We start from the raw sequence: 24162 nt of genomic DNA, 5'->3' as shown, positions 1-24162 counted from the left end.
GGGCCGGGCGCCAGGATGCGGGGCATGGGTATACGCATGCTGCACCGCAGAGCGGGGCCCCCGCCGACCGACGCCGACGGACCCACCCTCGAGGCGTTCTCGCCGGTTCCGGTCTTCGCGGCCACCGCGAGTACCGCCCGTACTCCCGCCCCCCTCACGACCGCGTTGCGCCGTGCCGGCCGACGGTGCACCGGCCGCGGGGCCACCGCCGTACCGCCCGCACCACCGCCCGGCGTCGGCGAGCCGCCCCCGTGGCGGGTGTGGGCCGAGCTGACCCGCGGCTATCTGGCGCTCGCCCTCACCCTGTTGCCCCGCCCCCGCCCCGTCCGTACCGTCACCGTGTTCGTGGCGGCCGGGGAGGCCCTCAGCGCGCGGCCGTACGGCTCGGCCGCCCCGTACCGGCGTCATCAAGGTCCCCGGTGGCCGGGGCCGGACGCAGCGCCCTGACCGCCACGGCGTACAGCGGCAGCGCGACCACGAGCCCGGCGCCCGCCCCGAAGCACACCGTGGGGATCAACTCCCAGGGCTTCGCGGTCGCACCCCAGTAGTCCCACCACCGCGAGGCCCGATGCACGGACCCCACCAGCGCGCAGCCGCCGAGCAGCGCGGCGGCCGCCCACCGGTCGGCCGCGGACAGCGACGGCACCCCCGCCGGCGCGGACCGGGGCGCCGCCCGCTTCAGCGCCCGCGCCAGGAACACGACGATCACCACCGCGGCCACCGCCGAACCGCCGTACTGCAGGTACCAGTACAGCGGTGAGCCCGCGATCTCCCGTCCCAGGATGGGGAAGACCCGCATCCCCCACCGGTCGAGGTGCGTGAACGCGTCCCACACCACATGCGTCAGCGCACCGAGCACGGCCGAGACGTACCAGCGCGCCACCAGGGAAGCCCGCACGCGCGCGGGGGGCGTGCCGCAACGCAGCAGGGCGGCCGTCCGCCCCTGCCGGGGCCGCGGCAGCAGCGCCACGAGCGGTTCGCGGATCAGGAGCCACAGACCCACCAGCGCCCAGGCGATGCACACATCCACGGTGAGGACGCCCGGGAACGAGTGGGTGAAGTCTCCGAACTCCATCGCCCCGGACAGGACGCTGGCCGCGTAGTAGGTCAGGTCAGGGGCGAGACTGCCCGCCACGAGAACGGCCGGCACCAGGGGGCCCCGGCCGGTCCCGTCGGTTCGTACGGCGGGCAGGACCGCCGCCGCATGGCTCAACGTGAAGGGCAACTCGACTCCCCGGAAGGTTCGTTGACCGGGCTGGTCGGTCCCGGCGCTCGGCGGACCCCAGTATGCGCGACACCCCGTCCGTGCTCGTGCGGAGACGACTGTGGCCAACCGGTGAATACCGGGCATGAACGGGTGTGCGGGCAAAGGATGTTGCCGTAGGGTCGCGAGAGTCGCCGTGTCAGGTGCAACCGGCGGGCTGAATCGTCACAACTGGGCGAGTGTGGCAGACGTTGACGGATGCTCCGGCGTCCGCGGGGAGGGGTTCACTCTATGGCGGCGCATTTCGGCAGGAGGCTGCGCAAGGGGGCGGCAACCACCGCCGTGGCGGCGGCCGCGGTGGCGGCCCTGTCCGCGTCCCAGGCTCCGGGTGCGACGATCGACGACCCGGCGGGCCGGGCCGCCCCGGACGCCGCCTCGGCGCCCGAGGAGAGCGCCGACGGCCCCGGCGCGACCGGCAACTCGCCCTACTACACGGACCTGCCGCCGCTCAACAGCCCCAACCCCTCCCCGTCCGCGGGCACCGACCCGCTCACGCCGGGCGCTTCCGAGGCGGGCATACCCGCGACCGTCCTCGACGCCTACAAGAAGGCCGAGGCGGCGCTGCGCGAGTCCAAGCCCGGCTGCAACCTGCCCTGGCAACTGCTCGCCGCCATCGGCAAGGTGGAGTCCGGCCAGGCCCGCGGCGGGCGCGTCGACGCCGAGGGCACCACCCTCTCCCCGATCATCGGCCCGCAGCTCGACGGCAATGGCTTCGCGCTCATCCGGGACACCGACAACGGCGTGTACGACGGCAACAGCGCCTACGACAACGCCGTCGGCCCCATGCAGTTCATCCCGTCCACCTGGGCGTGGGCGGGCCGCGACGGCAACGGCGACGGCCGCAAGGACCCCAACAACATCTACGACGCCGCCCTGGCCGCCGGCCACTACCTGTGCCGCTTCGGCTGGGACCTGTCCGACCGGGCGGACCTCGAGAAGGCGATCCTCAGCTACAACCAGTCGACGGACTACCTGAACACCGTCCTGTCGTGGCTGGAGTACTACCGCAAGGGCACGCACGAGATCCCGGACGGCACCGGCGCCCTGCCCGGCGACCGCAGCGACGACCACACCACGCGTCCCACCCCGGCGGCGTCGACGCCGCCGTCGCCTTCGGGCACCACCCCCTCGGCACCGGGCACGTCGCCGAAGCCCAGCCCCAGCCCCGACAAGCCGGGTGGCGGCAGCGGCACCGGCTCCGAACCGCCGGCCTCCTCCCCGGGCACGCCGAGCGCACCGCCGAGTACACAGCCCCCGACGACACCACCGTCCAGCAGGCCCCCCACGCCCACCGACACGGTGGACCACCTGGAGAACGCCGGTACGGGCAAGCTCACCGCGATGGCGGGCGACGCGTTCACCGAGAGGATCCGCGCCCGCGCGGAGACGGACGAGGGCAAGGCCGTCGCGAAGGTGCGGATCCGCTTCACCGTCCTCGGCGACACCGACACCACCTTCACCGGCGGCGAGAGCGTGGCCACCGTCGTCACCGACAGCGCCGGTGTCGCCGTGGCGCCCGCGCTCCGGGCGGGCGAGAAGACGGGCGACGTCACCGTCCGCGCCACCGTCGTCGGCCGCGTCGTCCCGGGCCTCGACTACCGGGCCACCGTCACCGAGCGCACCGCCGACACCGTCGTGCGCACCGGGGACGAGGCACTGACCTGCACCCCGGGCGGCGAGTTCGCCCACCGGGTCGAGGTACGGGCCACCCGCGGCGGCGCCCCGGCCGGCAAGGTCGCGGCCACCGCCATGCTGATCACGTCGGCCGACGACCCGGCCGTCAACGACGAGGGCCCCTACTTCGAGGACGGCGACGGCAAGGCCGTCCGCACCCTGAGCGGCCTGGAGACGGACGCGGACGGTCTCCTGACGCTGCCGCAGCTCTACGCGGACGACACCACCGGCACCTTCCTGCTCCGCGTCACCACCGCGGGCGGCGCGACCCTCACGGTCGAACTGACCGTGGCCGCCGCCGAGACGGAGTCCCCCGGCACGTCGGCATCCCCCGACCCCGCCACCGACTCATAGTCGGGAGCAGGGTCACCGCCTGAGCCGCGCGTTGGTGTGCCGGGTCGGCTCGGCCGCGGCCGGGTCCTCGGGCCACGGGTGCCGGGGGTAACGACCGCGCAGCTCGGCCCGTACGCCTTTGTATCCGTCCTGCCAGAAGGAGGCGAGGTCGGAGGTGACGGCTGCGGGCCGTCCGGCCGGGGAGAGCAGGTGCACCAGCAGGGGCACCCCGGCCACCCGCGGCGACTCCTGGAGCCCGAACATCTCCTGGAGTTTCACCGCGAGCACCGGCTGCCCGGCGTCGGAGTAGTCGATCCGGATCGCGGACCCGCTGGGGACGGTGATCCGCTCGGGGGCCAGCTCGTCCAGCCGGGCGGCCTGCCCGGACGCCCACGGCAGCAGCCGGCCGAGGGCCTGGCCGGCGTCGATCCGCGCCAGGTCGGCCCGGCGCCGGGCGCGGCTCAGCTCGGGCTCCAGCCACTCCTCCGCGCGCGCGTGGAGCGCGTCGTCGGACACATCGGGCCAGGGGTCGCCGAGCCGGCCGTGCAGGAAGGCCAGCCGCTGCCGCAGCACGACCGCTCCCGTCGGCCACCGCAGCAGCCCGAACCCCTCCTGCCGCAGCCCGTCCAGCAGCGCGGCCCGCACCAGGGCGGGCTCCGCGTCGGTGCGGGGCCGTACCGCCAGTTCCACCGCCCCCAGCCGCTCGACCCGGCGGGCGACGACGTCACCGTCGGCCCAGTGCACCTCCTCGCGTGTCTCCAGCAGGGTCCCGGCCGCCCACCGCGCGGTCCGCTCGTCGACGGCCGCGGCGAGCCGCACGCGCGCGTGCCCCTGCCCCACCGGCCGGTCGGCGGCGGCGACCGCGATCCAGGGAGCGCCCCGCAGCCCGGTGTCCTCGCCGGCCTCGGCGCGCGTCCCGGACACCATCAGATACGAACCGCCCTCCGCGCGGGCGATCCGCTCGGGAAACGCGAGCGCGGCCACCAGCCCGACACGGGCGCCCTCCCCGCCCGTCAGCACGGGCGGCGCGGCGTGGACGGCTTCCGGGGAGACCTCCGAGGCGAGCGACCGCAGCCGACGCGCCTCCGTCCGCCACCGCTGCGCATAGGCGTCGTCCCCGCGCCGCGCGGCGCGCAGCGCCTCCGCGAGGTCGTCCCCGTAGCCGCGCGGCGCCTCCTCGCCGATCAGCGCGACCACGTCGGCGGCGAGCGCCCGGCCCACGGCCGGTGCCGCGTCCAGCAGCGCCCGCCCCAGCCGGGGGTGCAGGCCCAGCCGGGCCAGCCGCGTGCCCCGCTCCGTGGCCCGCCCGTCGGCGCCGACGGCCCCGATCGCCGTCAGGACGGCCCCGGCCGCCGCCATCGCCCCGTGCGGCGGTGGATCGAGCAGCGCGAGCCCGGAGGCGTCCGGATCGCCCCAGCAGGCCGCCTGCAGCGCGAACGCCGTCAGGTCGGCCACCTTGATCTCGGGGGCGGGGAACCGGGGCAGCCGCGCGTCCTCGGCCTCCGCCCAGCACCGGTACACCGCGCCCGGCGCCTCACGTCCGGCCCGCCCCGCCCGCTGCCTGCCCGCCGCCTGCGAGGCCCGTACCGTCGTCAGCGCGCTCAGCCCGCGCGCGTGGTCGACGCGGGGCTCACGCGCGAGTCCCGCGTCCACGACCACCCGGACCCCCGGAACCGTCAGCGACGACTCCGCCACCGAGGTCGCCAGCACCACCCGGCGCCGCTGCCCGGGGGCCAGCACCGCGTCCTGCACCGATGCCGGCGCCCGCCCGTGGACCTGGAGCACCTCGACCGCTCCGAGTTGTCCCAGCTGTGCGGCGACCCGGGCGATCTCGCCCACGCCGGGCAGGAACACCAGGACGTCACCGTCCCGTTCGGCCAGCGCCCGCCGCACCACCGACGCCACATGCGTCAGCAGCGCCGGGTCGACCCGCATGCCGTGCGGCGGGCGTACCGGACGCGCGGGAGGGGCCCACACCACCTCCACCGGATGGGCCGTGCCGTGCGCCTCGACCACGGGCGCGTCGCCCAGCAGCCGCGCCCAGCCCGCCGCGTCGGTCGTCGCCGACGCGGCCACCAGGCGCAGCTCCGGCCGCAGGGTCTCGCGCACGTCCCACAGGAACGCCGCCGCCGTGTCCGCGTCCAGATGCCGCTCGTGGCACTCGTCGAGCACCACCGCGTCCACCCCGGCCAGTTCCTGGTCCCGCTGCAGCCGCTGCAGGAGCACGCCGGTCGTGACGACCTCCACGCGCGTGCGGCGCCCGACCACCCGCTCCCCGCGCACCGTGAAACCCACGGACCCGCCGGCTCTCTCGCCCAGCAGCCAGGCCATCCGCCGGGCCGCCGCCCGCGCCGCGATCCGCCGGGGCTCGGCGACCACCACCCGCCGCGCGGGCCCGCCACCGACCAGCCCGGCCAGCACCAGCGGAACGAGGGTCGTCTTGCCGGTGCCGGGCGGTGCGACGAGAACGGCGGTGCCGTGCGCCTCCAGGGCGTCGGTCAGCGCGGGAAGGGCCTCGCGCACCGGGAGGGCGTCGAGAGCGTCGTGACGGACCACGCACTCAGTCCCGTACGCACACGAAGATCGCCGTGCCCGGGATCAGGTGTCCGCGCAGCGGGGACCAGCCGCCCCACTCGGAGGTGTTCCACTCCGGCCACTCCGGTTCCACCAGGTCCACCAGGCGAAAGCCCGAGGCGGTGATGTCGCGGACGCGGTCGCCCAGCGTCCTGTGGTGCTCGACGTACACCGCGCGGCCCTGCTCGTCCTGCTCGACGTAGGGCGTGCGGTCGAAGTAGGACCCGGAGACGCTCAGTCCCTCCGGGCCGGGCTCGTCCGGGAACGCCCAGCGCACCGGATGCGTGACGGAGAAGACGAGCCGGCCCCCGGGCCGCAGCACCCGGTGCACCTCGCGCAGCACCAGCCGCGGGTCGGCGACGAAGGGCAGCGCCCCGTACGCCGAGCAGGCCAGATCGAAGGAACCGTCCGCGAACGGCAGGGCGCCCGCGTCGGCGCACACCAGCGGGAACGGGCCCCCGATGCGCAGCGCGTGCTGCAACTGCCGGTGCGAGATGTCCAGGGCCACCGGGCGCGCGCCCTGCGCGGCCAGCCAGCGTGAGCACTGGGCCGCGCCGGCGCCGAGCTCCAGGATGTCGCGGTCCTTCAGGTCCTCCGGCGGGCCGAGCAGTTCGGCCTCCACCTCGTCCAGCCCCTCGGGGCACCACACGAAGCGGTCGTCGCCGAGGAACGTGCCGTGCTCGACCTGGTACTCGTCCGCGTTGCGGTCCCACCAGCCCCGGTTGGCGCGGGAGCTCTCGGTGACGCCGGCGTTCCGTCGGGTCGCCTCGGGTTCGGACGCTTCGGGCTCTTGGATGATCGGCTCCATCGTCGTACTCTTCCGTCAAGTTGCCCCGGCTGTCGCCGCGGGGGCGCGCGAGGTCCTGCGTGGCGCGGGTCCCGAGCGGCCTCGAGGCGGCGTCTGACGTGCGGCGCTACCCCCAGAAGGGGGAATTGTGCCGGTTATGCGGCGATCCGCCCCCGGTGGGGGGCTTCGCGCATTGACCCTGCTCGGCTGCCCCCGTATGCTACAAGTTGCGCTGCGAGCCTGCGCACCTCAGACGTAGCAGGCTGCGCTCGCATCTGTTGTATGTCCCCTCGGTTCTCGAGGCGCCACCGGGACACCCGGTGTCTGGAACGGCGCTTCTTTTGCTGTCCGGCTTCTGCAGAGCGAAACGGGCTCCGGCGTAGCAGTACCTACGACTCACTGTCCGTACCGGAGCCCTTTCCCACATGACGAGCAGCACCGAGACCACCGCCACCACCCCGCAGGTTGCGGTCAACGACATCGGTAACGAGGAAGCCTTCCTCGCCGCGATCGACGAGACGATCAAGTACTTCAACGACGGCGACATCGTCGACGGCGTCATCGTGAAGGTCGACCGGGACGAGGTCCTGCTCGACATCGGTTACAAGACCGAAGGTGTCATCCCGAGCCGCGAGCTCTCGATCAAGCACGATGTCGACCCCAACGAGGTCGTCGCCGTCGGTGACGAGATCGAAGCCCTCGTTCTCCAGAAGGAGGACAAGGAAGGCCGCCTGATCCTCTCGAAGAAGCGCGCCCAGTACGAGCGTGCCTGGGGCACCATCGAGAAGATCAAGGAAGAGGACGGCATCGTCACCGGTACCGTCATCGAGGTCGTCAAGGGTGGTCTCATCCTCGACATCGGCCTCCGCGGCTTCCTCCCGGCCTCCCTGGTCGAGATGCGCCGTGTCCGCGACCTCCAGCCCTACGTGGGCAAGGAGCTCGAGGCGAAGATCATCGAGCTGGACAAGAACCGCAACAACGTGGTCCTGTCCCGCCGTGCCTGGCTGGAGCAGACCCAGTCCGAGGTCCGCCAGACGTTCCTCACCACCCTCCAGAAGGGTCAGGTGCGTTCCGGCGTCGTCTCCTCGATCGTCAACTTCGGTGCCTTCGTGGACCTGGGTGGCGTCGACGGCCTGGTGCACGTCTCCGAGCTGTCCTGGAAGCACATCGACCACCCCTCCGAGGTCGTCGAGGTCGGTCAGGAAGTCACCGTCGAGGTGCTCGACGTCGACATGGACCGCGAGCGTGTCTCCCTGTCGCTGAAGGCGACCCAGGAAGACCCGTGGCAGCAGTTCGCCCGCACCCACCAGATCGGCCAGGTCGTGCCCGGCAAGGTCACGAAGCTGGTTCCGTTCGGTGCGTTCGTCCGCGTGGACGAGGGCATCGAGGGTCTGGTCCACATCTCCGAGCTGGCCGAGCGCCACGTGGAGATCCCGGAGCAGGTCGTCCAGGTCAACGACGAGATCTTCGTCAAGGTCATCGACATCGACCTCGAGCGCCGTCGCATCAGCCTCTCGCTGAAGCAGGCCAACGAGACCTTCGGCGCCGACCCGACGGCGGTCGAGTTCGACCCGACCCTGTACGGCATGGCCGCGTCCTACGACGACCAGGGCAACTACATCTACCCCGAGGGCTTCGACCCCGAGACCAACGACTGGCTCGAGGGCTACGAGGCTCAGCGCGAGGCGTGGGAGACCCAGTACGCCGAGGCGCAGTCCCGCTTCGAGCAGCACCAGGCGCAGGTCATCAAGTCCCGCGAGGCGGACGAGAAGGCCGCTGCCGAGGGTGGCGACACCGCGGGTGCGGCTCCGGCCGCGTCCGGTGGCGGCTCGTACTCCTCCGAGGGCGGCGACAACTCCGGCGCCCTGGCCTCGGACGAGGCGCTGGCCGCGCTGCGCGAGAAGCTGGCCGGCGGCCAGAGCTGAAATCCGGCCGCTGAACTCTAGCCGGTGACTGAGGGGCCGCACCTTTCGAGGTGCGGCCCCTCAGTGCTGCGCTTCGGGGGCGGGCGTCGACCGCGGACCGGTGGGGAGTTCGTCGCGCCCGCGCGGCGGAGCCGCATGTCGACACGGCCCCGCGCTCCCCGGGGAGTTGTCCTCACCCGGGAATGCCGGTGCCGCGCGTCACGTTGTCCCCTAGGAACACGAGGAGGAGCGGTCACGGTGCTTGATCCGCAGGGTTTGTACGCATGGGAGCCGAAGGGGCTGGCCGTCGTCGACATGGCGCTCGCCCAGGAATCGGCCGGACTGGTCATGCTCTACCACTTCGACGGGTACATCGACGCGGGCGAGACCGGCGACCAGATCGCCGAACGGCTGCTCGCCTCGCTGCCCCACCAGGTGGTCGCCCGGTTCGACCACGACCGGCTCATCGACTACCGGGCCCGGCGCCCGCTGCTGACCTTCACCCGCGACCGCTGGACCGACTACGAGGTGCCCGCCCTCGAGGTGCGGCTGGTCCAGGACGCCACCGGGGCGCCGTTCCTGCTGCTGGCCGGCCCCGAACCGGACGTCGAGTGGGAGAGGTTCGCCGCCGCGGTGCGGCAGATCGTGGAGCGGCTCGGCGTCCGCCTCTCGGTGAACTTCCACGGCATCCCGATGGGCGTCCCGCACACGCGACCGGTGGGCATCACCCCGCACGGCAACCGCACCGACCTCGTCCCGGGCCACACCGGCCCCTTCGAGGAGGCGCAGGTGCCCGGCAGCGCCGAGGGACTCGTCGAGTACCGGCTCATGCAGGCCGGGCACGACGTGCTGGGCGTCGCCGCGCACGTGCCGCACTACATCGCCCGCTCCGCCTACCCGGACGCGGCACTGACCGCCCTGGAGGCCATCACGGCCGCGACCGGCCTGGTCCTGCCGGGTGTGGCGCACTCCCTGCGCACCGACGCCCACCGCACGCAGACCGAGATCGACCGCCAGGTCCGGGAGGGCGACGACGAGCTCACGGCCCTCATCCAGGGCCTCGAGCACCAGTACGACGCCGCCGCGGGCTCCGAGACCAGGGGCAACATGCTCGCCGAGCCGGTGGAGATCCCGTCGGCGGACGAGATCGGGCTCGAGTTCGAGCGGTTCCTCGCGGAACGCGAAGGCGACAACTGAGACAGGGGCCGCCACCGGCGCCGTCGGTGGCAGGCCCTAAGCTTCGGGCCATGCTGACGGTGGGCCTGACCGGCGGGATCGGAGCCGGCAAGAGCGAGGTGTCGCGGCTGCTCGTCGAGTGCGGGGCCGTACTGATCGACGCGGACCGCATCGCGCGCGAGGTCGTCGCACCGGGGACGCCCGGACTCGCGGCGGTCGTGGAGTCCTTCGGCGAGGACGTACTCGCCGAGGACGGCGGCCTGGACCGGCCGAGACTGGGAGCGATCGTCTTCGCCGACCCGGAGAAGCTCGCCGTCCTCAACTCGATCGTCCACCCCCTGGTGGGCGCCCGCTCCCGTGAGCTGGAGGAAGCCGCCGCCGAGGACGCCGTCGTCGTCCACGACGTACCCCTGCTCACGGAGAACGGCCTCGCTCCCCTCTACGACCTCGTGATCGTGGTCGACGCGAGCGCCGAGACCCAGCTCGACCGCCTCGTGGGCCGCCGCGGCATGAGCGAGCAGGACGCACGCGCGCGGATGGCCGCCCAGGCGACGCGCGAGCAGCGCCGGGAGATCGCGGACGTCGTCATCGACAACGACGTCCCCCTGGAGGAGCTGGCGCGGCGGGTGAAGGACGTATGGGCCGAACTCGTGCGCAGGGAGCGGGCGGCCCGTCGGCCCGCGCAGGAATAGGGGTCCCCGTCCGGGGCGTTGAACCGGTTCGACGAGGGAAGGATGCGGTTGTGCCCGAGCTCAGTGGTTCGACCGGACGTACGCCGGAGACACATGTCATCGACTTCCGTGCCGCCGAGCAACTGCTCGCCTCGCGGGACCCGCGGGGTGCGGTGAAGCTGCTCGACGGGGTCATCGACGCGTACCCGGAGAACACCGCGGCGCGGTTGCTGCGCGCGCGTGCGTTCTTCGCGGCGGCCCAGCTGAGGCCGGCCGAGCTCGAGTTCTCCATCGTCCTGGAGCGCGAGCCGGACAACGCCTTCGCGCACTTCGCGCTCGCCCGTACCTACCAGCGGCAGAGCCGCCCCGAACCGGCCAGGCGCCACTTCCGGCTGGCCGCCGCGCTGGACCCGAACCCGGAGTACCTGAAGGCCGCGAGCTTCGACACCTGAGGGGGCAGCCCGCGCTGCCCCCCGGTCACACGGTCACCACGGGCCCCGGGGCGGTTCGTACGGGGGGACGTCGCGGCCCGGCTGGTAGTGCGGCCCCTGACGGAGGTGCCGGAGGACCACGATCAGATCGGTCGTGACGACCAGCCACAGCACCCCGCACAGGAGCGCCCAGCCCGGATGGCCGGAGAGCGCGAACGCCACCGTCCCGGAGAGCGTCCACACCTCGCCCCAGACACTCAGCCAGAACCGCGCGCGCAGCGCACTGCGTGCGGTCCTCGGCTCACTGCCCGTACGCATCTCGTCACCACCCCTCCCGACTTCACCGTACGCCAGGACGACGAGGAGGGCGTTTTCACTCGATCGAGCGAATCGGGGGAGGAAGGGAACGGGCTTGCGAGTCCGGTCCGTTGGGCGGACATGGAGTCGAAAATGCGTGAAGGACATGAAGAGCGTGAGGGGTACGAGGGGGCGGGCCCCGGAGCGATCACCCCGGACGGCTGCGCGGTGGAGCTGTACTCGCGACTGCCCGTCGGTGACGAGCCGGACATCATCGCCGCCGCCGTTCCGGCGGGCGCGCGCATCCTGGAGCTGGGCAGCGGAGTGGGGCGGATGACCCACGCACTGCTGGCGCGCGGATTCGAGGTCACCGCGGTGGACGAGTCCGCCGAGATGCTGGAGCGCGTCCGCGGAGCCCGGACCATATGCAGCCCCATAGAGAAGCTGCGGCTGGACGAGACGTTCGACGTGGTGCTCCTCGCGTCGTTCCTGGTGCACGCGGGCGACCCGGAGGTGCGGCGGGGACTGCTGCGTACCTGTGCGCGGCATCTGGCGGAGGGAGGGTGCGTACTGATCCAGCGGGAGGGCGAGGACTACCACACGAACGTGCCGCGCGAGCGGGTGGACCCGGCCGGCTTCACCGTGCGGATCGTGTCGGTCGATCCGGTCGGCGACGGGGTCGACTCCGTGTGCGCGGAGTACGTGTTCCCGGACGCGGTATGGACGCAGACGTTCCGGTCGCGGCGGTTGACGAAGGAGCAGTTCGAGGAGGAGCTGGAGGAGGCGGGCCTGGCAGTGGACCGGTACCTGACAAGGGACAGGATCTGGGTGAGAGCGGTGGCGCCGAAGGCGCGGTGACACCGCTCGTCCCGACCGTGGGCCCGCCCCGGACCGGCGCCGTCAGTTCAGGGGCGCGGAGCCGTGCCGCCGGGGGCGCCGGGACCCCCCAGGCCTCGCAGGCGCTCCAGCTCGCGGCGGTCGCGCTTGGTCGGGCGGCCGGCGCCGCGGTCCCGGACACCGGCGGGGGCGACGGCATCGCGGGGCGGGGGCGGCGGGGAGTTGTTGACATAGCACTGGACGGCCACCGGGGCACCCACCCGCTTGCGGATCAGCCGCTTGACGACGACGACCCGCTCCCGGCCCTCGTGCCGCAGCCGCACCTCGTCACCGACGCGCAGGGAGTGCGCGGGCTTCACCCGCTCGCCGTTGACCCGCACATGGCCGCCCCGGCAGGCGGTGGAAGCGAGGGAACGCGTCTTGAGCAGGCGCACGGACCAGATCCAGCTGTCGGTGCGAACGGTCTCGCCGGCCTGCGGTCCGGCAGCCTCGGCAGCGGCCACAGCGGCGGCGGTCTTCGGGTCCTCGGAAGCCATGGTCCCGACCATAGCCGTCCGGGGCGGCCGGGCGGGAAGGGATTTCGCCGGAGCCCGAGATTCCAAAGAAAGTTTTGCAAAAACTCTTTTGGAATGTTGGGGAATCGGCCTACGCTCGCCGCATGGTCAACGACGGGCAGAGGCGAGTACTGGACCCCGAGCGGGACACCGCCGCGCTGAAGGCGCTCACGCACCCGTTGCGGATCCGGCTGCTCGGGCTGCTGCGGCAGGACGGGCCAGCCACCGCCAGCGAACTGGCCGAGCGGACGGGGGAGTCGTCGGCGTCGGCCAGCTACCACCTGAGGGTGCTGGCGAAGTACGAGTTCATCGCCGAGGCCGAACACCGCGACGGACGGGAACGGCGCTGGCGGGCCGTGCACACTCTCACCTCCTGGAGTAACGAGGCGATGGAGTCCTCGGCGGCGGGCCGCGCCTACGTCGGCATGGCGCGGCGGCGGCAGATCGAGCACCTGGAGGTGTCCCTCGTCCGGCACGAGGCCGACCTCGCCGCCGGGCGACTGGGGCAGGAGTGGGTCGAGCCGTCCGGGATCGGCGACCTGATGCCCCGGCTCACCCCCGAGTCGCTCGCCGAACTGTGGGACGTCGTCGACGGCAAGCTGGCCGAACTCACCGCACGTGACGCCGACGACCCCCGCGCCGCACGGGTCGTGCTCGTCACCGCCGGGCTGCCCCTCGCACCCCTTGCCGATGCGCCCGCCGATCCGACTGTCTCAGCGTCCGCCGATGCGCCCGCCGACCCCGAGGGAACGTCGTGAGTGCCGAGTCGCCGGAGATCCGGACGGCCCGGCGCCGCTACGTCACCGTCTGCGCGCTGTTCTGGCTGCCCCCGGGCCTGACGATGGCCCCGCTGGTGCTGCTGTTCACCGAGCGGGGCATGGCCCTCGCCGCGATCGCGGGGTTCTACGCCGCTCACTCCCTCACCGTGGCCGCGTTGGAACTGCCCACCGGGGGACTCTCCGACGTCCTCGGGCGGCGCCCCGTCCTGGCCGTGGCGGGCGGGCTCAACGCGATCGCGCTGCTGATCCATGCCCTCGGCACCACCGTCTGGGCCCTCACCCTCGGCATGGCCCTGATGGGTACCGCCCGCGCACTGGCCAGCGGTCCGGCGGAAGCCTGGTACGTGGACATCGTCCAAGCGTCCGCCGGCCCCGACGCCGACCTGCGCACCGGCCTTGCGCGCGGCAGTTCCGCGACCTCCGCGGCGCTCGCCGCCGGCCTTCTGCTCGGCGGGGCCCTGCCCTGGCTGCTGGGCCGGGGCCTCGACCTCGGCGCACGCCTGGCCGAGGCGACGTCCCGGGCGGTACTGCCCCTGTCCGTCCCCGTACTACTGGGTGCGGCGGTCGAGATCGTCTTCGCCTGCTACGTCCTGACCGCCCTGCGCGAGCCACCCCGGCCGCCAGCCACTGCGCGCTCGGTGCTGCGCGGCGTCCCGGGCGCCGCCCTGGACGGAGTGCGCCTGGGCGGCAGGGATGCCCTGGTCCGCCGGATCCTGCTCAGCGCCGCCGCGGCGGGCAGCGCCCTGGCCGCGATCGAACTGCTCATGCCGGGGCGGGCCGTGACGCTGACCGGCGCCTCCGAGTCCGGAGCCATGCTGTTCGCCGTGCTCGCCTTCGGGGGGTTCGTCTGCGCGGGCGTCGGCAGCCACCTCGCACCCTTCACGGCCCGGGTCACCGGCAGCGGAGCGCGGGCGGTGCTGGCCGGCCTCGGCACGAGTGCGACGGGGCTAGCGCTGCTCGGTGTGACCGCCACCTTCTCCCATCCCCTCGCCACCGGCTTCGTCGTGGTCGGCTTCGGACTGGTCTACCTCGGGTTCGGCGTGGCGGGCCCGAACGAGAACGACCTGCTGCACCAGCGCGTCTCCAGTACCGGCCGGGCCACCGCGCTGTCCGTCCAGTCCCTCGCCCAGCAGTCGGTCGGCGCGCTCACCGGCGTGGCCGTGGGAGCCATGAGCCCCGGGCCGCTGCCCTGGCTGCTGACGGCGGCCATGCTGCTCGCGGGAACTCTCCTGTGGCTGCGCGAGCCCGACCGGCCCGCCGTGAAGACGGCGGCGCGCAGCGTCACCCAGCCGGTGCCGTGAGCCCGCGGGCGGCGGTCCGTCCTACCGTGGAGCCGTGACTCCACCCACCGTTAAAGCGGCGGGCTTCCTGCGTCGGTGGCTATGCCGCCGTGCAGAGGGCCAGCCCGGCCCTGTCGAGTACGTTCGTGGCGCCGACATGGTCCGCGTTCGCGGTGAATCCGCACGCCGTGCACTGGAACAGTGCTTGGGTGACGCGGTTCTCCTTGGCGCAGTGCCCACATTCGGGGCAGGTACGGGAGGTGTTGGTGGGGTCCACGGCGATGACGGTCCGACCGGCGCTTTCAGCCTTGTTGGCGAGGATCGCGAGGAACACCCCCCAACCCGCATCGAGGAACACCCCCCAACCCGCATCAAAGATCGATCGGTTGAGACCCGCCTTCGCGGCCCGCTGGTTCGGGAGGAACACACTGGGCTGTTCGGGGTCGGGCTTGGGTTTGGGGGCCTTGACCGTTCCAGCGGTGTTCAGCCGCTCGTGGACGATGACGTCGTTGCCGTGGATGAGATCGTTTGCGATCTTGTGGGCGTGGTCGAGGCGCTGGCGGCGGATTTTCGCGTGGATCTTCGCCACCTTGCGGGCGGCGGCGCGGTGCTTCTTCGTGCGCTGCTTCGTTCGCTTCGGGAATGTCGCGAGGTGCCGCTGCGCTTGGGCCAGTTCGTCGGCCGCTGCTCCGAGGAAGCGAGGGTTGGGGACGTGTCCGCCGTCGCTGGTGGTGAGGAAGTGTGTGACGCCCATGTCGATCCCGACGACCGCGCCGGTGCTGGGAAGCAGTTCGGCGGGGACGTTGTCGCAGGCGAGTACGGCGTACCAGCGTTTGCCCTCACGTTTGACCGTGACGGTCTTGACCCGACCCTGCACCTCGCGGTGCTGGTGGACACGGATGTGCCCGACGCCTTGGATACGGAGACGGGTCTGCGCGTCCTTCGGCGTCGAGTTCCAGCGGCAGCCGTCGCCGTTCTTCGGGAAGACGGCGGTGTCGAAGTGCCCGCCACCCTTGAAACGCGGGTATCCGGGCGTCCGGCCAGCCTTCACACGACGGAAGAACGCCTGGAAGGCCTTGTCCAGGCGACGCAGGGTGGCCTGCTGGGAGGAAAACGACCAACGCCCCTGACGCTCGGGGTCGAAGGCGCGGATCTCCTTGAGCTGCGCGGACTGCTGCCCGTACCCGATGTCTGTCTTCGACGAGTGCCGGTAGGCGTCCCGCCGTTCCTGGAGCGCGCCGTTGTACAGGGAGCAGTGGTCCCGCAGCATCTCGCCGAGCGCGGCTTCCTGCTTCTTCGTGGGACGCAGGAGGAATTTGTGCGCGCGGATCACGCCTGGCGCCTCCGCTCCAGGCGCAAGGCGTCGGCCAGGAGGACACACGCAGCGGCATTGATCGAGATGCCCGCCCGGTGGGCGTACTCCTCGACCTGCCGCTTCAGCTCCGGGGGGACACGCAGGTTCAGCGACTCCCGGACATCTCCTCTAGCCACAACCAAAATGCTACCACTTCTGACGAAGGATCATGTTAGCGACCCGTCGCCGGGCCACTCCGTGGCCCGGCGAAGGATTCGATTCCCCCACCGGCTACAGCCGGTGGTCCCCTCGAAAGGACACTGATGGACCCCAGCGGCCTGCCCGGCCCACCCGACACCCAAGACCTCCCGGGCCTTCTCGACCTCGACCGGCGCATCGCCGGCTGTCGCTCCTGCCCGCGGCTGGTGGACTGGCGGGAGGAGGTCGCCCGTACCAAGCGCGCCGCGTTCGCCGACTGGACGTACTGGGGCCGGCCGGTGCCGGGATTCGGGCCGCCGGACGCCCGGCTGCTGATCGTCGGGCTGGCGCCCGCCGCGCACGGCGGCAACCGCACCGGCCGGATGTTCACCGGGGACCGCTCCGGCGACGTGCTGTACGAAGCGCTGTACGACGTCGGACTCGCCTCGCAGCCGACCTCCACGCACGCCGGGGACGGCCTGGAACTGTACGGCGTACGCATCACCGCACCCGTGCACTGCGCCCCGCCCGCCAACAAGCCGACCCCCGGGGAGCGGGATGCCTGCAGGCCCTGGCTAGTCCGGGAACTGCGGTTGCTGCGGCCGACGCTGCGGGCCGCGCTCGTCCTCGGTGCCTTCGGCTGGCAGGCCGCGCTGCCCGCGTTCACCGAGGCGGGCTGGACCGTGCCCCGCCCCCGCCCGGCCTTCGCCCACGGCGCCCACGTCCCGCTCCCCGCCCCGGACGGCGACGACCTGCACCTGTACGGCTGCTTCCACGTGAGCCAGCGCAACACCTTCACCGGCAAACTCACCCCCGACATGCTCCGGGAGGTGCTGCACACGGCAGCCGAGGCGGCCGGGCTGCCTCCACGGAAATGAGATGAGCCCGCGCGGCACGCCCCGCTAGGGTGCGGCGATGGGCCTGTATCCGGAGATCGAACCGTACGACCACGGCATGCTCGACGTCGGCGACGGCAACCGCGTGTACTGGGAGACCTGCGGGAACCCGCACGGCAAGCCCGCGCTGGTGCTGCACGGCGGACCGGGAAGCGGCGCGAGCCCCACCCTCCGGCGCTACTTCGACCCGGCCGCGTACCGCATCGTGCTGCTCGACCAGCGCGGCGCCGGACGTTCGACCCCGCACGCCGCCGACCCCGCCACCGACATGGGCGTCAACACGACCGCGCACCTCATGGCCGACCTGGAGCGGCTGCGCACCCACCTGGGGATCGAGCGGTGGCTGGTGTGGGGCGCGTCATGGGGGTCGGTGCTGGGACTGCGGTACGCGCAGACGCACCCCGGGGTGGTGACCGAGCTGGTGCTGACGGCAGTGGCCACCGGTTCCGATCCCGAAGTGGCCCTGCTGACCCGAGGACTGGGAAAGATCTTCCCGGAGGCCTTCGCCCGCTTCCTCGCCGAACTGCCCGCCGACGAGCGCGACGGCAACCCGGCCGCCGCGTACAGCAGGCTGCTGGAGTCCCCCGACCCGGAGGTGAGGGAACGGGCCGCGCGGGCCTGGACCGACTGGGAGACGGCGACGATCCCCGCCCCGCCCGGCTCGGTCGCGCGGTTCGAGGACCCGGAGTTCCGCAAGGGCTTCGCCCGCACCGTCACCCACTACTGGGGCCACGACCACTTCCTGGGCGAGGGCAACGACGAGGGCGTGGTCCTCCGCGACGCGCACCTGCTGAAGGGCATCCCCGGCACCCTGGTCCAGGGCAGCCTCGACTTCGGCAACCTCCTCGGCACCGTCTGGCGCCTCCACCACGCCTGGCCGGACAGCGAGCTGGTGATCGTGGACGAGGCCGGGCACGACGCCGGAGCGGCCGGGAACGACGTACTGGTGGCGGCGACCGACCGGTACGCGCGCCCCCACGGCTGACGGTCCGCCCTACGGCCGCCACACGTACCGCACGTCCGGCTCCCGCTCCTCGTTCCCGCCGCCGTCCGTCCACTCCACGGCCTCGAAGCCGTGCCGCTCGTAGAAGCGGTGTGCGGGCGCGTTGACCTGGAAGGTCCACAGGGAAAGCCCCTCGGGGCCGCGCTCCTTGGCCAGCGCGACGAACCGGTCACCGAGCCCGCGCCCCCGCCACTCGGGGGCGAGGTACAACTGCGCCAGCTCCTCACCCTCCAGCACCATCACCCCGACGACGACGCCCCCACCCTCCGCTTCCGTCTCCGCCACCCATGTCTCGTGCAGCGGCACGAGGACGTGACGGAAGTAGCCGTACACCTCGTCGTCGGTCCGCGGCCGGACCACGCTCGGCAGCGCGGCGGCGAAGGACCGCAGCCAGACGCCGGCCGCGGCGTCGGCGTCGGCGGGCGAAACGGCTCGGCGCAGCACCACGGCCCGTTCGCCGGCCATCAGGAGACCGCCGGGGTCGTGTCCGGGACGACGGCCGTCGCGGTGATCTCGACGAGCTGCCCGGGGTAGCCGAGGCAGGCCACACCGATCAGGGTCGACGAGTGGGGCCCGGCGCTCAGTCCGGACGCCTCCACCACGTCCCACACGGCGGAGAGCACGGCGGGCTCGCTGCTCACGACGTACACGTCCGTCACCACGACGTGCCGCAAGTCGCTGCCCACCGACCGCAGTTGCTCCTCGAGATTGGCCACCACCCGCTCGGCCTGCCGCACCGGGTCGCCCTCCCCGACGAGCTTCCCGTCGGCGTCGAGCGGAACGGACCCGGCGAGGAACGCCAGTCTGGTGCCCGCCTCGACGACGGAGGCGTGGGAGTAGGCGGGGGGCGGGAAGAGACTCGGGACGGTGACGCGCTGGATCACAGGGGCTCCGGTCTTCGAAAGGGACGGGGCGGACAACCACCGAGCATGGGGGCACATGACGCGCCGCCGCATCCTTATTTCGCTCCGCTCACGCCTGTACCGAACCCCGGGGTTCGGTACAGGCGTGAGCGGAGTCCGAGAAGACGAGAGGACGAGAAGAGGAGAAGAGGAGCAGGAACGGGGCCCGTCCCGCGGCGGGCGCGGGACGGGCCGTGGTGCTCAGTGCCGCGTACGGCTCAGGAAAGGTCGGGCCGTTCGGTGACGCGGACGGCGTTCACCAGTGTCTTGCCCGAGTTCGCGACGAAGCGGACGTTCAGCACTCCGTCGGTGACCGTCACCGTGTAGGTGCGCTGCAGAGCCGTGTAGGCGCCGGCCTCCAGGGCGATGTCCAGACTCGGCTCGACCTCCTTGCCCTCCGCGATCACGTCGAAGACCCGGGCGGTCGGCTTCGTCGACGACAGCTCCGCGAAGTCCAGCTCCACGGTGTAGACGCCGTTCGGAACGTTGTCGAAGCGGTACTCGTACATGCCCTCACGGGCCGTCGTGAACCGCTGTGGGTCCTGAGTGCCGTTGATCCCCTTCTTGGTGGACGTCGTCTTCGTGGTGCCGAGGTACCCGAAGGACCCCTTGACGTGCGCCCGGTCCGGCTGCCAGCCGTCGCCGCGGGCGTCCGTCGACGAGGAGCCGGCGCCGCTGTCGAGCGCCTGCTGGTAGCCGGGGACGACCAGCTTCACCGGGACCTTGAGCTCCGGGGCGCGCCCGCTGTCGGAACGCACCAGCAGGTCCGCCGAGAGCACGTCACCGGGCTTGTGGCCCGTGGTGTCGAAGCCGAGCTTCGCCGTCTGCTCGGCGCCCTTCGCCAGGTCGCCCCGGGCGGGCGAGACCGTGAGCCACGGTACGTCCCGCGCCGCGCCGTCGACGGCTTCGACGATCGTGTACGGGGTCGCGGAACCGGTGTTGGACAGGGTCACCGACCGTTCCCGCGTCTGGCCGGCGGGGGCGACGACCGTGATCTGCTTCTGGTCGAGCGCGACCCGTCCGGTGGCCAGGGAGGCACTCGCGCCGGCGGTGCGGCCCGGCTCCACGGTGACGGTCTTCTCCTCGCCGGCGTACCCCGTGGCCGAGAACGCCAGCGCGTGCTCGCCGGTGCCCAGCTGCAGCGCGTACCTGCCGTTGGAGTCCGTCGTGGTGTTCGTCGAGCCCGTGGTCACCTCGGCGCCGGAGACCGGTTTGTCGTCGTTGCCGTCCGTGACCGTGCCGAGCACGACACCGGACTTCGTCGTGCGGAAGGCGACGCTGAGGCCGTCGGAGATCGCCTCGGTGTTGAAGGAGTACTGCAGGGCGTCCGTACCGGTGGCGTTCTCGACGCCGACGGTGGCGCTCCTGCCGGTGGAGTAGCCGCCGGGGGTGTCGGCGATGTCCTTGTACCGGTAGGTGACGGAGCCGTCCTCGCCGATCTCGGCGGAGAAGGAGAACGGGACACCTTGGTCGTACCAGTTCACGATGGACCGCCACTCGACGACCAGCGAACGGTTCGGGTACTCGCCCCGGACCGCGGTGTAGACGCCGCCGGCGTCGGCGCGGACCAGCAGGTCGTCCCAGAACGGGTAGAGAGCCGCGTTCGGGGCCGCCGTGCCGGGCAGCACGCTGTTGGAGTTGCTGGAGTTGGCCGCGAGGAAGTTCAGGTACCCGTTGGTGCTGACCCAGGCCGACTGGTAGGTCCTGCCGTAGAACGGGACCGGGAACGGCAGGTCGATCTTGACGTTGCCGGAGTCGCCGGTCACGTTCAGCTTGTCGGTACCGGACACCCAGGACTCGGCTCCGGAGGCGCACGCCGTGCCGAAGGCGTCGAGGCGGTCGGGCAGGCGCACGTCGGCGACCGTGTCACCGGACACCGACACCTCCGCGCTCCCCGGCGCCACACAGCGCGAGTCGTGCGTGGCGTTCAGCGTGTACGTGCCGTGCGGCAGGGTCGCCTCGTAGCGGCCCCGGGCGTCCGCGGTGGTGGTCACCGGCGTGCCGGCGAAGGACAGCTCGGCGCCGCCCGCGGGGCCCGCCGAGGAGGTGACGGTGCCGGACACCTTGGCGGACGGAGCGGCGGTGAGGATGAAGTCCCGCACCGTGGCCTGGCCGTCGCTGACGGCGGCCGTGCCGGTCGCGTCGGTGTGGCCGAACTTCCTGACCGTCAGGTCGTAGTCGCCCACTGACAGGGCGGGGAAGGTGTAGTCGCCCTCGGCGTCGGTGACGACCGTGCGGTCGATCGGTCCGTCGGCGACGACCTGGGCGCCCGCGACGGCGTTGCCGCCGGCGGTGACGGTGCCCGTCAGGGAACCGGTCGCGCCGCGCGGGGCGTCGCTCACCGCGGCGTAGGCGTCGAGCCGGCCCTCACCGAAGACGTTGTTGTCGTCCGCGGTACCGCCGCAGGTCAGGGCGGACACGTCGATCGCGGTGTCGTCGAGGAGCGCCTCGGTGGCCGCGACGTCGCCGTGCAGGGAGGCCGACGCGGACCAGACCAGGGCGACGGCGCCGGCGGTGTGCGGGGACGCCATCGACGTACCGCTCAGCGCGCTGTAGCCGCCGCCCGTGTAGGCGGAGCGGACGTTGACGCCGGGCGCGGCCAGGTTCGGCTTGACGGTGCCGTTCTCGCCCGTTCCGCGCGAGGAGAAGCTCGCGATGGCGTTGTTGCTGTCGAACGCGCCGCTCGCGTAGCTGCTGACGTAGGAGCCGGGTGAGCCCGCCGTGTTGCAGCCGGGGCCGCTGTTGCCGTTGGAGAAGGCGGGGAAGATGCCCGCGGTCCGCCAGGAGTCCACCACATCCTGGTACCAGGGGTCCTGGACGCTCGAGCCCCAGGAGTTGTTCACGATGTCCGGGGCCAGGTCGGGCCGGGGGTCGGCGCCGTTCGCGTCGGTCGGCGCGACCACCCACTGCCCGGAGGCGAGCAGGGAATCGCGGGAGCAGCTGCTGCTCTCGCAGCCCTTGGCGGCGATCCAGGTGGCGCCGGGTGCGACACCGATCTGGTTGGCGTCGCCGTCGGCACCGACCATGGTGCCCATGGTGTGGGTGCCGTGGCCGTTGTTGTCGCACGGGCTGTCGCCCGCGCAGACGTCTGCCGGGTCGAACCAGTTGTGGTCGTGGGAGAAGGAGCCGTCGGCGTTGCGGCCCCGGTACTGGTTCTTGAGCGCCGGGTGGTCGTACTGGACGCCGCTGTCGATGTTGGCGATGACGACGCCCTCACCGCGGACGCCGTACGTGCTCCACACCTGCGGGGCGTTGATCCGGTCGACACCCCACTCGACGCCGTCGACGGTCGGCTCATTGCTGCCCTTGACCGGTGTGTCGAGCTTGATCGTCCGGTCGGCCTCGATCGCCTGCACCTCGGGCAACTCGGCTATCTTCGTGGCGAGTTCGATGTCGCCGACGACCTTGACGGAGTTGTCGATCCAGAACGAGACGGCGTCCGATCCGGCCGCCCTGGCCGCCTTGAGGACGCCTGACTGGGTGTCCTGCGCGACCTTCTTCTTGGCCGTGAGCACGGCCTTGGCCTTGGCCGTCTTGCCCTCGGCGCGTTCGGCGACGGAAAGGTCGGCTTCCTTCTTCATGACGACCCAGAAGGTCGTCTTGTCCTTCTCGTCCCACTGCTTGAGCAGTTTCTGCTCGGCCTTGGCGCTCAGCAGCTCTTGTGCCGGGGGTGCGCTCGGCTCGGCGGCCGCCGCGACCCCGGCACCCCAGGGCAGCAACACCAGGGCTGCCAGGGAAGCCAGAGCGACTCGGCGTGGAGATCTTCGAGAGGATGCCACGGGTCTCCTTGATCGGGGGGTGGGGTTCGCCCACCCGGGAAGGCAAGGGCTTTCGCGGAACGGCGTGCCGCCCGAAGCGCCCCATCACCTGTGGGTGAGGAGACGGGTGCGGAAAGTGACGGCGACTTATGATGACTATGTTGCATCGAGCATGACAAGAGGGCGGAGTGGTCGGATGTGAATGCGCCACGCGTGTGGATGCGACTGGGCGTCACGACCGCGTGCCCCGGCTCGCGTTCGGCCGGACGCGCCGACCGGCACGCGCGCCGCGACACGGCGCCGCGTCGCGTACCGTTCGACCCCGCGCAGCCGTCCCCGTACCCTTCCCGCGGGTCACACCCGCGCCGTCCGTCGCCCCGCAGACCGCCAGGAGCCGCCACCGTGTCGCCCTCTGCGTCCGACCGGGCTTTCCTCGACACGGCCGCCGACCGGCTCGCCGCCCTCCCCGGCGTCCGGGCCGTCACCCTCGGCGGATCACGCGCCCAGGGCACCGAACGGCCGGACAGCGACTGGGACTTGGCTGTGTACTACCGGGGCCCCTTCGATCCCGACGACCTGCGCGCCGTCGGCTGGGAGGGCGAGGTCTCCGAGATCGGCGGCTGGGGCGGCGGCGTCTTCAACGGCGGCGCCTGGCTGACCGTCGACGGGCGCCGCGTCGACGTCCACTACCGCGACCTCGACGTCGTCGAGCACGAGCTGACCGAGGCGGAACACGGCCGCTTCCGCGTCGAGCCGCTGATGTTCCACCTCGCCGGCATCCCGACGTACCTGCTCGTCGCGGAGCTCGCGATCAACAAGGTGCTGCGCGGCGACCTCCCCCGCCCCGCCGCCTACCCGCGGGCCCTGCGCGAGAGCGCCCCGCCCCGCTGGTACGGCACGGCCACCGCCACCCTCGCCTACGCCAAGGCCGGCCACGCCCCCAGGGGCGCCCTCACCCAGGTTGCCGGGAGCATCGCCGTCGCCGCGACCCAGACCGCGCACGCGGTGATGGCGGCGCGCGGGGAGTGGGTGACGAATGAGAAGGGGCTGGTCGAGCGGGCGGGGCTGACCGACGTGGACGCACTGACGGAAGGCCTGTCGCGGAGCCCGGGCGCTCTCGCCCGGGCGGTCGTGGACGCCGAAGCGTTGCTGCGCCGGTCCGTGCCCTGCGCGCTGTCGTAGGTGCGGAACTCGTCCAGTACCACGTACGCGGTCTCCGCGTCCTGCTGCAACGGCCGGTCCCCGCCGCGCTGGAGCAGCAGGTCGAGCACCTTGTAGCCGGTGATCAGCACGTCCGGCGGCGGGACGCGCGTCTCTTCGCGCCGGGTCAGCACCCGCCGGAAGTCGGTGTCCGGCCGGTCTCCGGCGGAGAGGCCCGTGGTGACCTGCGCGAGGTGTGGATCGGCGAGGTACTCGCCGATCCACACCGCCTGGTCGGTGGCGAGCGCGTTCACCGGATACAGCAGCACGGCCTTGACCCCGTGCCTTCTCCCGTCGGCAGTGGTCCAGCACCGGAACCAGGAACGACTCGGTCTCCCCGACGACCCGGC

At 72.5% G+C, this 24162-nt stretch carries 22 protein-coding genes and 1 pseudogene; 12 read left to right on the top strand and 11 right to left on the bottom strand.

The annotated features are described in order from the left end of the window. Positions 1-24 precede the first annotated feature (24 nt). The gene (locus AB0I73_RS10915; RefSeq protein ID WP_363035942.1) at positions 25-447 is read left to right on the top strand and encodes a hypothetical protein; all 423 of its coding nucleotides are present in this window, start codon (positions 25-27) and stop codon (positions 445-447) included. Here AB0I73_RS10915 and AB0I73_RS10910 read toward each other — a convergent pair. Further along, positions 365-1225, bottom strand: a complete 861-nt coding sequence (locus tag AB0I73_RS10910; RefSeq protein WP_363035941.1) for a DUF4184 family protein — start codon at positions 1223-1225, stop codon at positions 365-367. The genes AB0I73_RS10915 and AB0I73_RS10910 overlap by 83 nt on opposite strands. A 270-nt stretch (positions 1226-1495) precedes the next feature. Here AB0I73_RS10910 and AB0I73_RS10905 point away from each other — a divergent pair, with 270 nt between their 5' ends. Continuing rightward, positions 1496-3292 (top strand): lytic murein transglycosylase, encoded by a 1797-nt coding sequence (locus tag AB0I73_RS10905; RefSeq protein ID WP_363035939.1) that lies wholly within the window; start codon positions 1496-1498, stop codon positions 3290-3292. A gap of 12 nt (positions 3293-3304) precedes the next feature. Here AB0I73_RS10905 and hrpB read toward each other — a convergent pair whose 3' ends face one another. Further along, positions 3305-5827 (bottom strand): ATP-dependent helicase HrpB, encoded by a 2523-nt coding sequence (gene hrpB, locus AB0I73_RS10900; RefSeq protein ID WP_363035937.1) that lies wholly within the window; start codon positions 5825-5827, stop codon positions 3305-3307. Positions 5828-5831: 4 nt separating this feature from the next. Further along, positions 5832-6653 (bottom strand): class I SAM-dependent methyltransferase, encoded by an 822-nt coding sequence (locus AB0I73_RS10895; RefSeq protein WP_363035935.1) that lies wholly within the window; start codon positions 6651-6653, stop codon positions 5832-5834. A gap of 404 nt (positions 6654-7057) precedes the next feature. Between AB0I73_RS10895 and rpsA the strand changes: the two genes are divergently transcribed. The 4 genes from rpsA to AB0I73_RS10875 all read left to right on the top strand — a co-directional run bounded on the left by rpsA (position 7058) and on the right by AB0I73_RS10875 (position 10835). Next, entirely contained in the window at positions 7058-8557 is a 1500-nt protein-coding gene (rpsA, locus tag AB0I73_RS10890; protein WP_363035933.1) for a 30S ribosomal protein S1, read from the top strand. A gap of 237 nt (positions 8558-8794) precedes the next feature. Further along, positions 8795-9733: a PAC2 family protein gene (locus tag AB0I73_RS10885; protein ID WP_363035931.1), complete on the top strand. Its 939-nt coding sequence runs from the start codon at positions 8795-8797 to the stop codon at positions 9731-9733. Positions 9734-9783: 50 nt separating this feature from the next. After that, positions 9784-10404 (top strand): dephospho-CoA kinase, encoded by a 621-nt coding sequence (coaE, locus tag AB0I73_RS10880; protein WP_363035929.1) that lies wholly within the window; start codon positions 9784-9786, stop codon positions 10402-10404. A gap of 50 nt (positions 10405-10454) precedes the next feature. Further along, a complete protein-coding gene (locus tag AB0I73_RS10875) occupies positions 10455-10835 on the top strand; it encodes a tetratricopeptide repeat protein (protein WP_109380614.1) in 381 nt (126 codons plus the stop codon). 33 nt (positions 10836-10868) lie between these two features. Here the strand turns inward: AB0I73_RS10875 and AB0I73_RS10870 are convergent, their stop codons facing one another. After that, a complete protein-coding gene (locus AB0I73_RS10870; protein WP_363035926.1) occupies positions 10869-11132 on the bottom strand; it encodes a DUF6343 family protein in 264 nt (87 codons plus the stop codon). 132 nt (positions 11133-11264) lie between these two features. Between AB0I73_RS10870 and AB0I73_RS10865 the strand changes: the two genes are divergently transcribed. After that, the gene (locus tag AB0I73_RS10865) at positions 11265-11969 is read left to right on the top strand and encodes a class I SAM-dependent methyltransferase (protein WP_363035924.1); all 705 of its coding nucleotides are present in this window, start codon (positions 11265-11267) and stop codon (positions 11967-11969) included. Between the two features lie 47 nt (positions 11970-12016). Here AB0I73_RS10865 and AB0I73_RS10860 read toward each other — a convergent pair whose 3' ends face one another. Then, on the bottom strand, positions 12017-12496 hold the full coding sequence (locus AB0I73_RS10860; protein ID WP_363035922.1) for an RNA-binding S4 domain-containing protein: 480 nt from the start codon (positions 12494-12496) through the stop codon (positions 12017-12019). A gap of 110 nt (positions 12497-12606) precedes the next feature. On the opposite strand from AB0I73_RS10860, the gene AB0I73_RS10855 reads away from it, so the two are divergent. Together AB0I73_RS10855 and AB0I73_RS10850 are read left to right on the top strand one after the other, a co-directional pair. Then, a complete protein-coding gene (locus tag AB0I73_RS10855; RefSeq protein ID WP_279336622.1) occupies positions 12607-13260 on the top strand; it encodes a winged helix-turn-helix domain-containing protein in 654 nt (217 codons plus the stop codon). After that, positions 13257-14582: an MFS transporter gene (locus AB0I73_RS10850; protein ID WP_363035919.1), complete on the top strand. Its 1326-nt coding sequence runs from the start codon at positions 13257-13259 to the stop codon at positions 14580-14582. Before AB0I73_RS10855 ends, AB0I73_RS10850 begins: the two co-directional genes overlap by 4 nt. Before the next feature lie 79 nt (positions 14583-14661). On the opposite strand, the gene AB0I73_RS10845 is transcribed toward AB0I73_RS10850, so the two are convergent. Together AB0I73_RS10845 and AB0I73_RS10840 are read right to left on the bottom strand one after the other, a co-directional pair. Further along, positions 14662-15894 (bottom strand): transposase, encoded by a 1233-nt coding sequence (locus AB0I73_RS10845; RefSeq protein ID WP_363035918.1) that lies wholly within the window; start codon positions 15892-15894, stop codon positions 14662-14664. Beyond that, positions 15891-16052 carry a toxin-antitoxin system HicB family antitoxin gene (locus tag AB0I73_RS10840; RefSeq protein ID WP_279336625.1) on the bottom strand — a complete coding sequence of 54 codons (162 nt, stop codon included), beginning with the start codon at positions 16050-16052 and terminating at the stop codon, positions 15891-15893. The genes AB0I73_RS10845 and AB0I73_RS10840 overlap by 4 nt, the downstream gene beginning before the upstream one ends. A 126-nt stretch (positions 16053-16178) precedes the next feature. On the opposite strand from AB0I73_RS10840, the gene AB0I73_RS10835 reads away from it, so the two are divergent. Then, positions 16179-16931, top strand: a complete 753-nt coding sequence (locus AB0I73_RS10835; RefSeq protein ID WP_363035916.1) for a uracil-DNA glycosylase — start codon at positions 16179-16181, stop codon at positions 16929-16931. 37 nt (positions 16932-16968) lie between these two features. After that, a complete protein-coding gene (gene pip / locus AB0I73_RS10830) occupies positions 16969-17934 on the top strand; it encodes a prolyl aminopeptidase (RefSeq protein ID WP_363035914.1) in 966 nt (321 codons plus the stop codon). A 9-nt stretch (positions 17935-17943) separates the two neighbouring features. On the opposite strand, the gene AB0I73_RS10825 is transcribed toward pip, so the two are convergent. The 3 genes from AB0I73_RS10825 to AB0I73_RS10815 form a co-directional block, all read right to left on the bottom strand. Next, positions 17944-18417 carry a GNAT family N-acetyltransferase gene (locus AB0I73_RS10825; protein ID WP_363035912.1) on the bottom strand — a complete coding sequence of 158 codons (474 nt, stop codon included), beginning with the start codon at positions 18415-18417 and terminating at the stop codon, positions 17944-17946. Further along, a complete protein-coding gene (locus AB0I73_RS10820; RefSeq protein ID WP_363035910.1) occupies positions 18417-18893 on the bottom strand; it encodes a RidA family protein in 477 nt (158 codons plus the stop codon). Before AB0I73_RS10820 ends, AB0I73_RS10825 begins: the two co-directional genes overlap by 1 nt. A 179-nt stretch (positions 18894-19072) precedes the next feature. After that, positions 19073-22633, bottom strand: coding sequence for a S8 family serine peptidase (locus AB0I73_RS10815; RefSeq protein ID WP_363035908.1), 3561 nt, complete (start codon positions 22631-22633; stop codon positions 19073-19075). A gap of 381 nt (positions 22634-23014) precedes the next feature. On the opposite strand from AB0I73_RS10815, the gene AB0I73_RS10810 reads away from it, so the two are divergent. Further along, positions 23015-23794 (top strand): nucleotidyltransferase domain-containing protein, encoded by a 780-nt coding sequence (locus AB0I73_RS10810; RefSeq protein WP_363035906.1) that lies wholly within the window; start codon positions 23015-23017, stop codon positions 23792-23794. On the opposite strand, the pseudogene AB0I73_RS10805 reads toward AB0I73_RS10810, so the two are convergent. Beyond that, positions 23770-24159: pseudogene (locus tag AB0I73_RS10805) on the bottom strand (DEAD/DEAH box helicase); the annotation flags it as partial. The gene AB0I73_RS10810 and the pseudogene AB0I73_RS10805 sit on opposite strands and share 25 nt — an antisense overlap. Positions 24160-24162: the final 3 nt, after the last annotated feature.

The sequence above is a fragment of the Streptomyces sp. NPDC050388 genome, assembly GCF_040655635.1.
Lineage (GTDB): Bacteria > Actinomycetota > Actinomycetes > Streptomycetales > Streptomycetaceae > Streptomyces.
This window is presented reverse-complemented; position numbering and strand designations above follow the sequence as displayed.

Bases quoted from the DNA above. Each gene is read 5' to 3' on its own strand.
- AB0I73_RS10825 (WP_363035912.1), bottom strand. From the start codon at position 18,417: ATGGCCGGCGAACGGGCCGTGGTGCTGCGCCGAGCCGTTTCGCCCGCC.
- AB0I73_RS10860 (WP_363035922.1), bottom strand. From the start codon at position 12,496: ATGGTCGGGACCATGGCTTCCGAGGACCCGAAGACCGCCGCCGCTGTG.
- AB0I73_RS10905 (WP_363035939.1), top strand. From the start codon at position 1,496: ATGGCGGCGCATTTCGGCAGGAGGCTGCGCAAGGGGGCGGCAACCACC.
- coaE (WP_363035929.1), top strand. From the start codon at position 9,784: ATGCTGACGGTGGGCCTGACCGGCGGGATCGGAGCCGGCAAGAGCGAG.
- AB0I73_RS10855 (WP_279336622.1), top strand. From the start codon at position 12,607: ATGGTCAACGACGGGCAGAGGCGAGTACTGGACCCCGAGCGGGACACC.
- AB0I73_RS10835 (WP_363035916.1), top strand. From the start codon at position 16,179: ATGGACCCCAGCGGCCTGCCCGGCCCACCCGACACCCAAGACCTCCCG.
- rpsA (WP_363035933.1), top strand. From the start codon at position 7,058: ATGACGAGCAGCACCGAGACCACCGCCACCACCCCGCAGGTTGCGGTC.
- AB0I73_RS10820 (WP_363035910.1), bottom strand. From the start codon at position 18,893: ATGTGCCCCCATGCTCGGTGGTTGTCCGCCCCGTCCCTTTCGAAGACC.
- AB0I73_RS10895 (WP_363035935.1), bottom strand. From the start codon at position 6,653: ATGGAGCCGATCATCCAAGAGCCCGAAGCGTCCGAACCCGAGGCGACC.
- AB0I73_RS10915 (WP_363035942.1), top strand. From the start codon at position 25: ATGGGTATACGCATGCTGCACCGCAGAGCGGGGCCCCCGCCGACCGAC.
- AB0I73_RS10865 (WP_363035924.1), top strand. From the start codon at position 11,265: ATGCGTGAAGGACATGAAGAGCGTGAGGGGTACGAGGGGGCGGGCCCC.
- pip (WP_363035914.1), top strand. From the start codon at position 16,969: ATGGGCCTGTATCCGGAGATCGAACCGTACGACCACGGCATGCTCGAC.
- AB0I73_RS10870 (WP_363035926.1), bottom strand. From the start codon at position 11,132: ATGCGTACGGGCAGTGAGCCGAGGACCGCACGCAGTGCGCTGCGCGCG.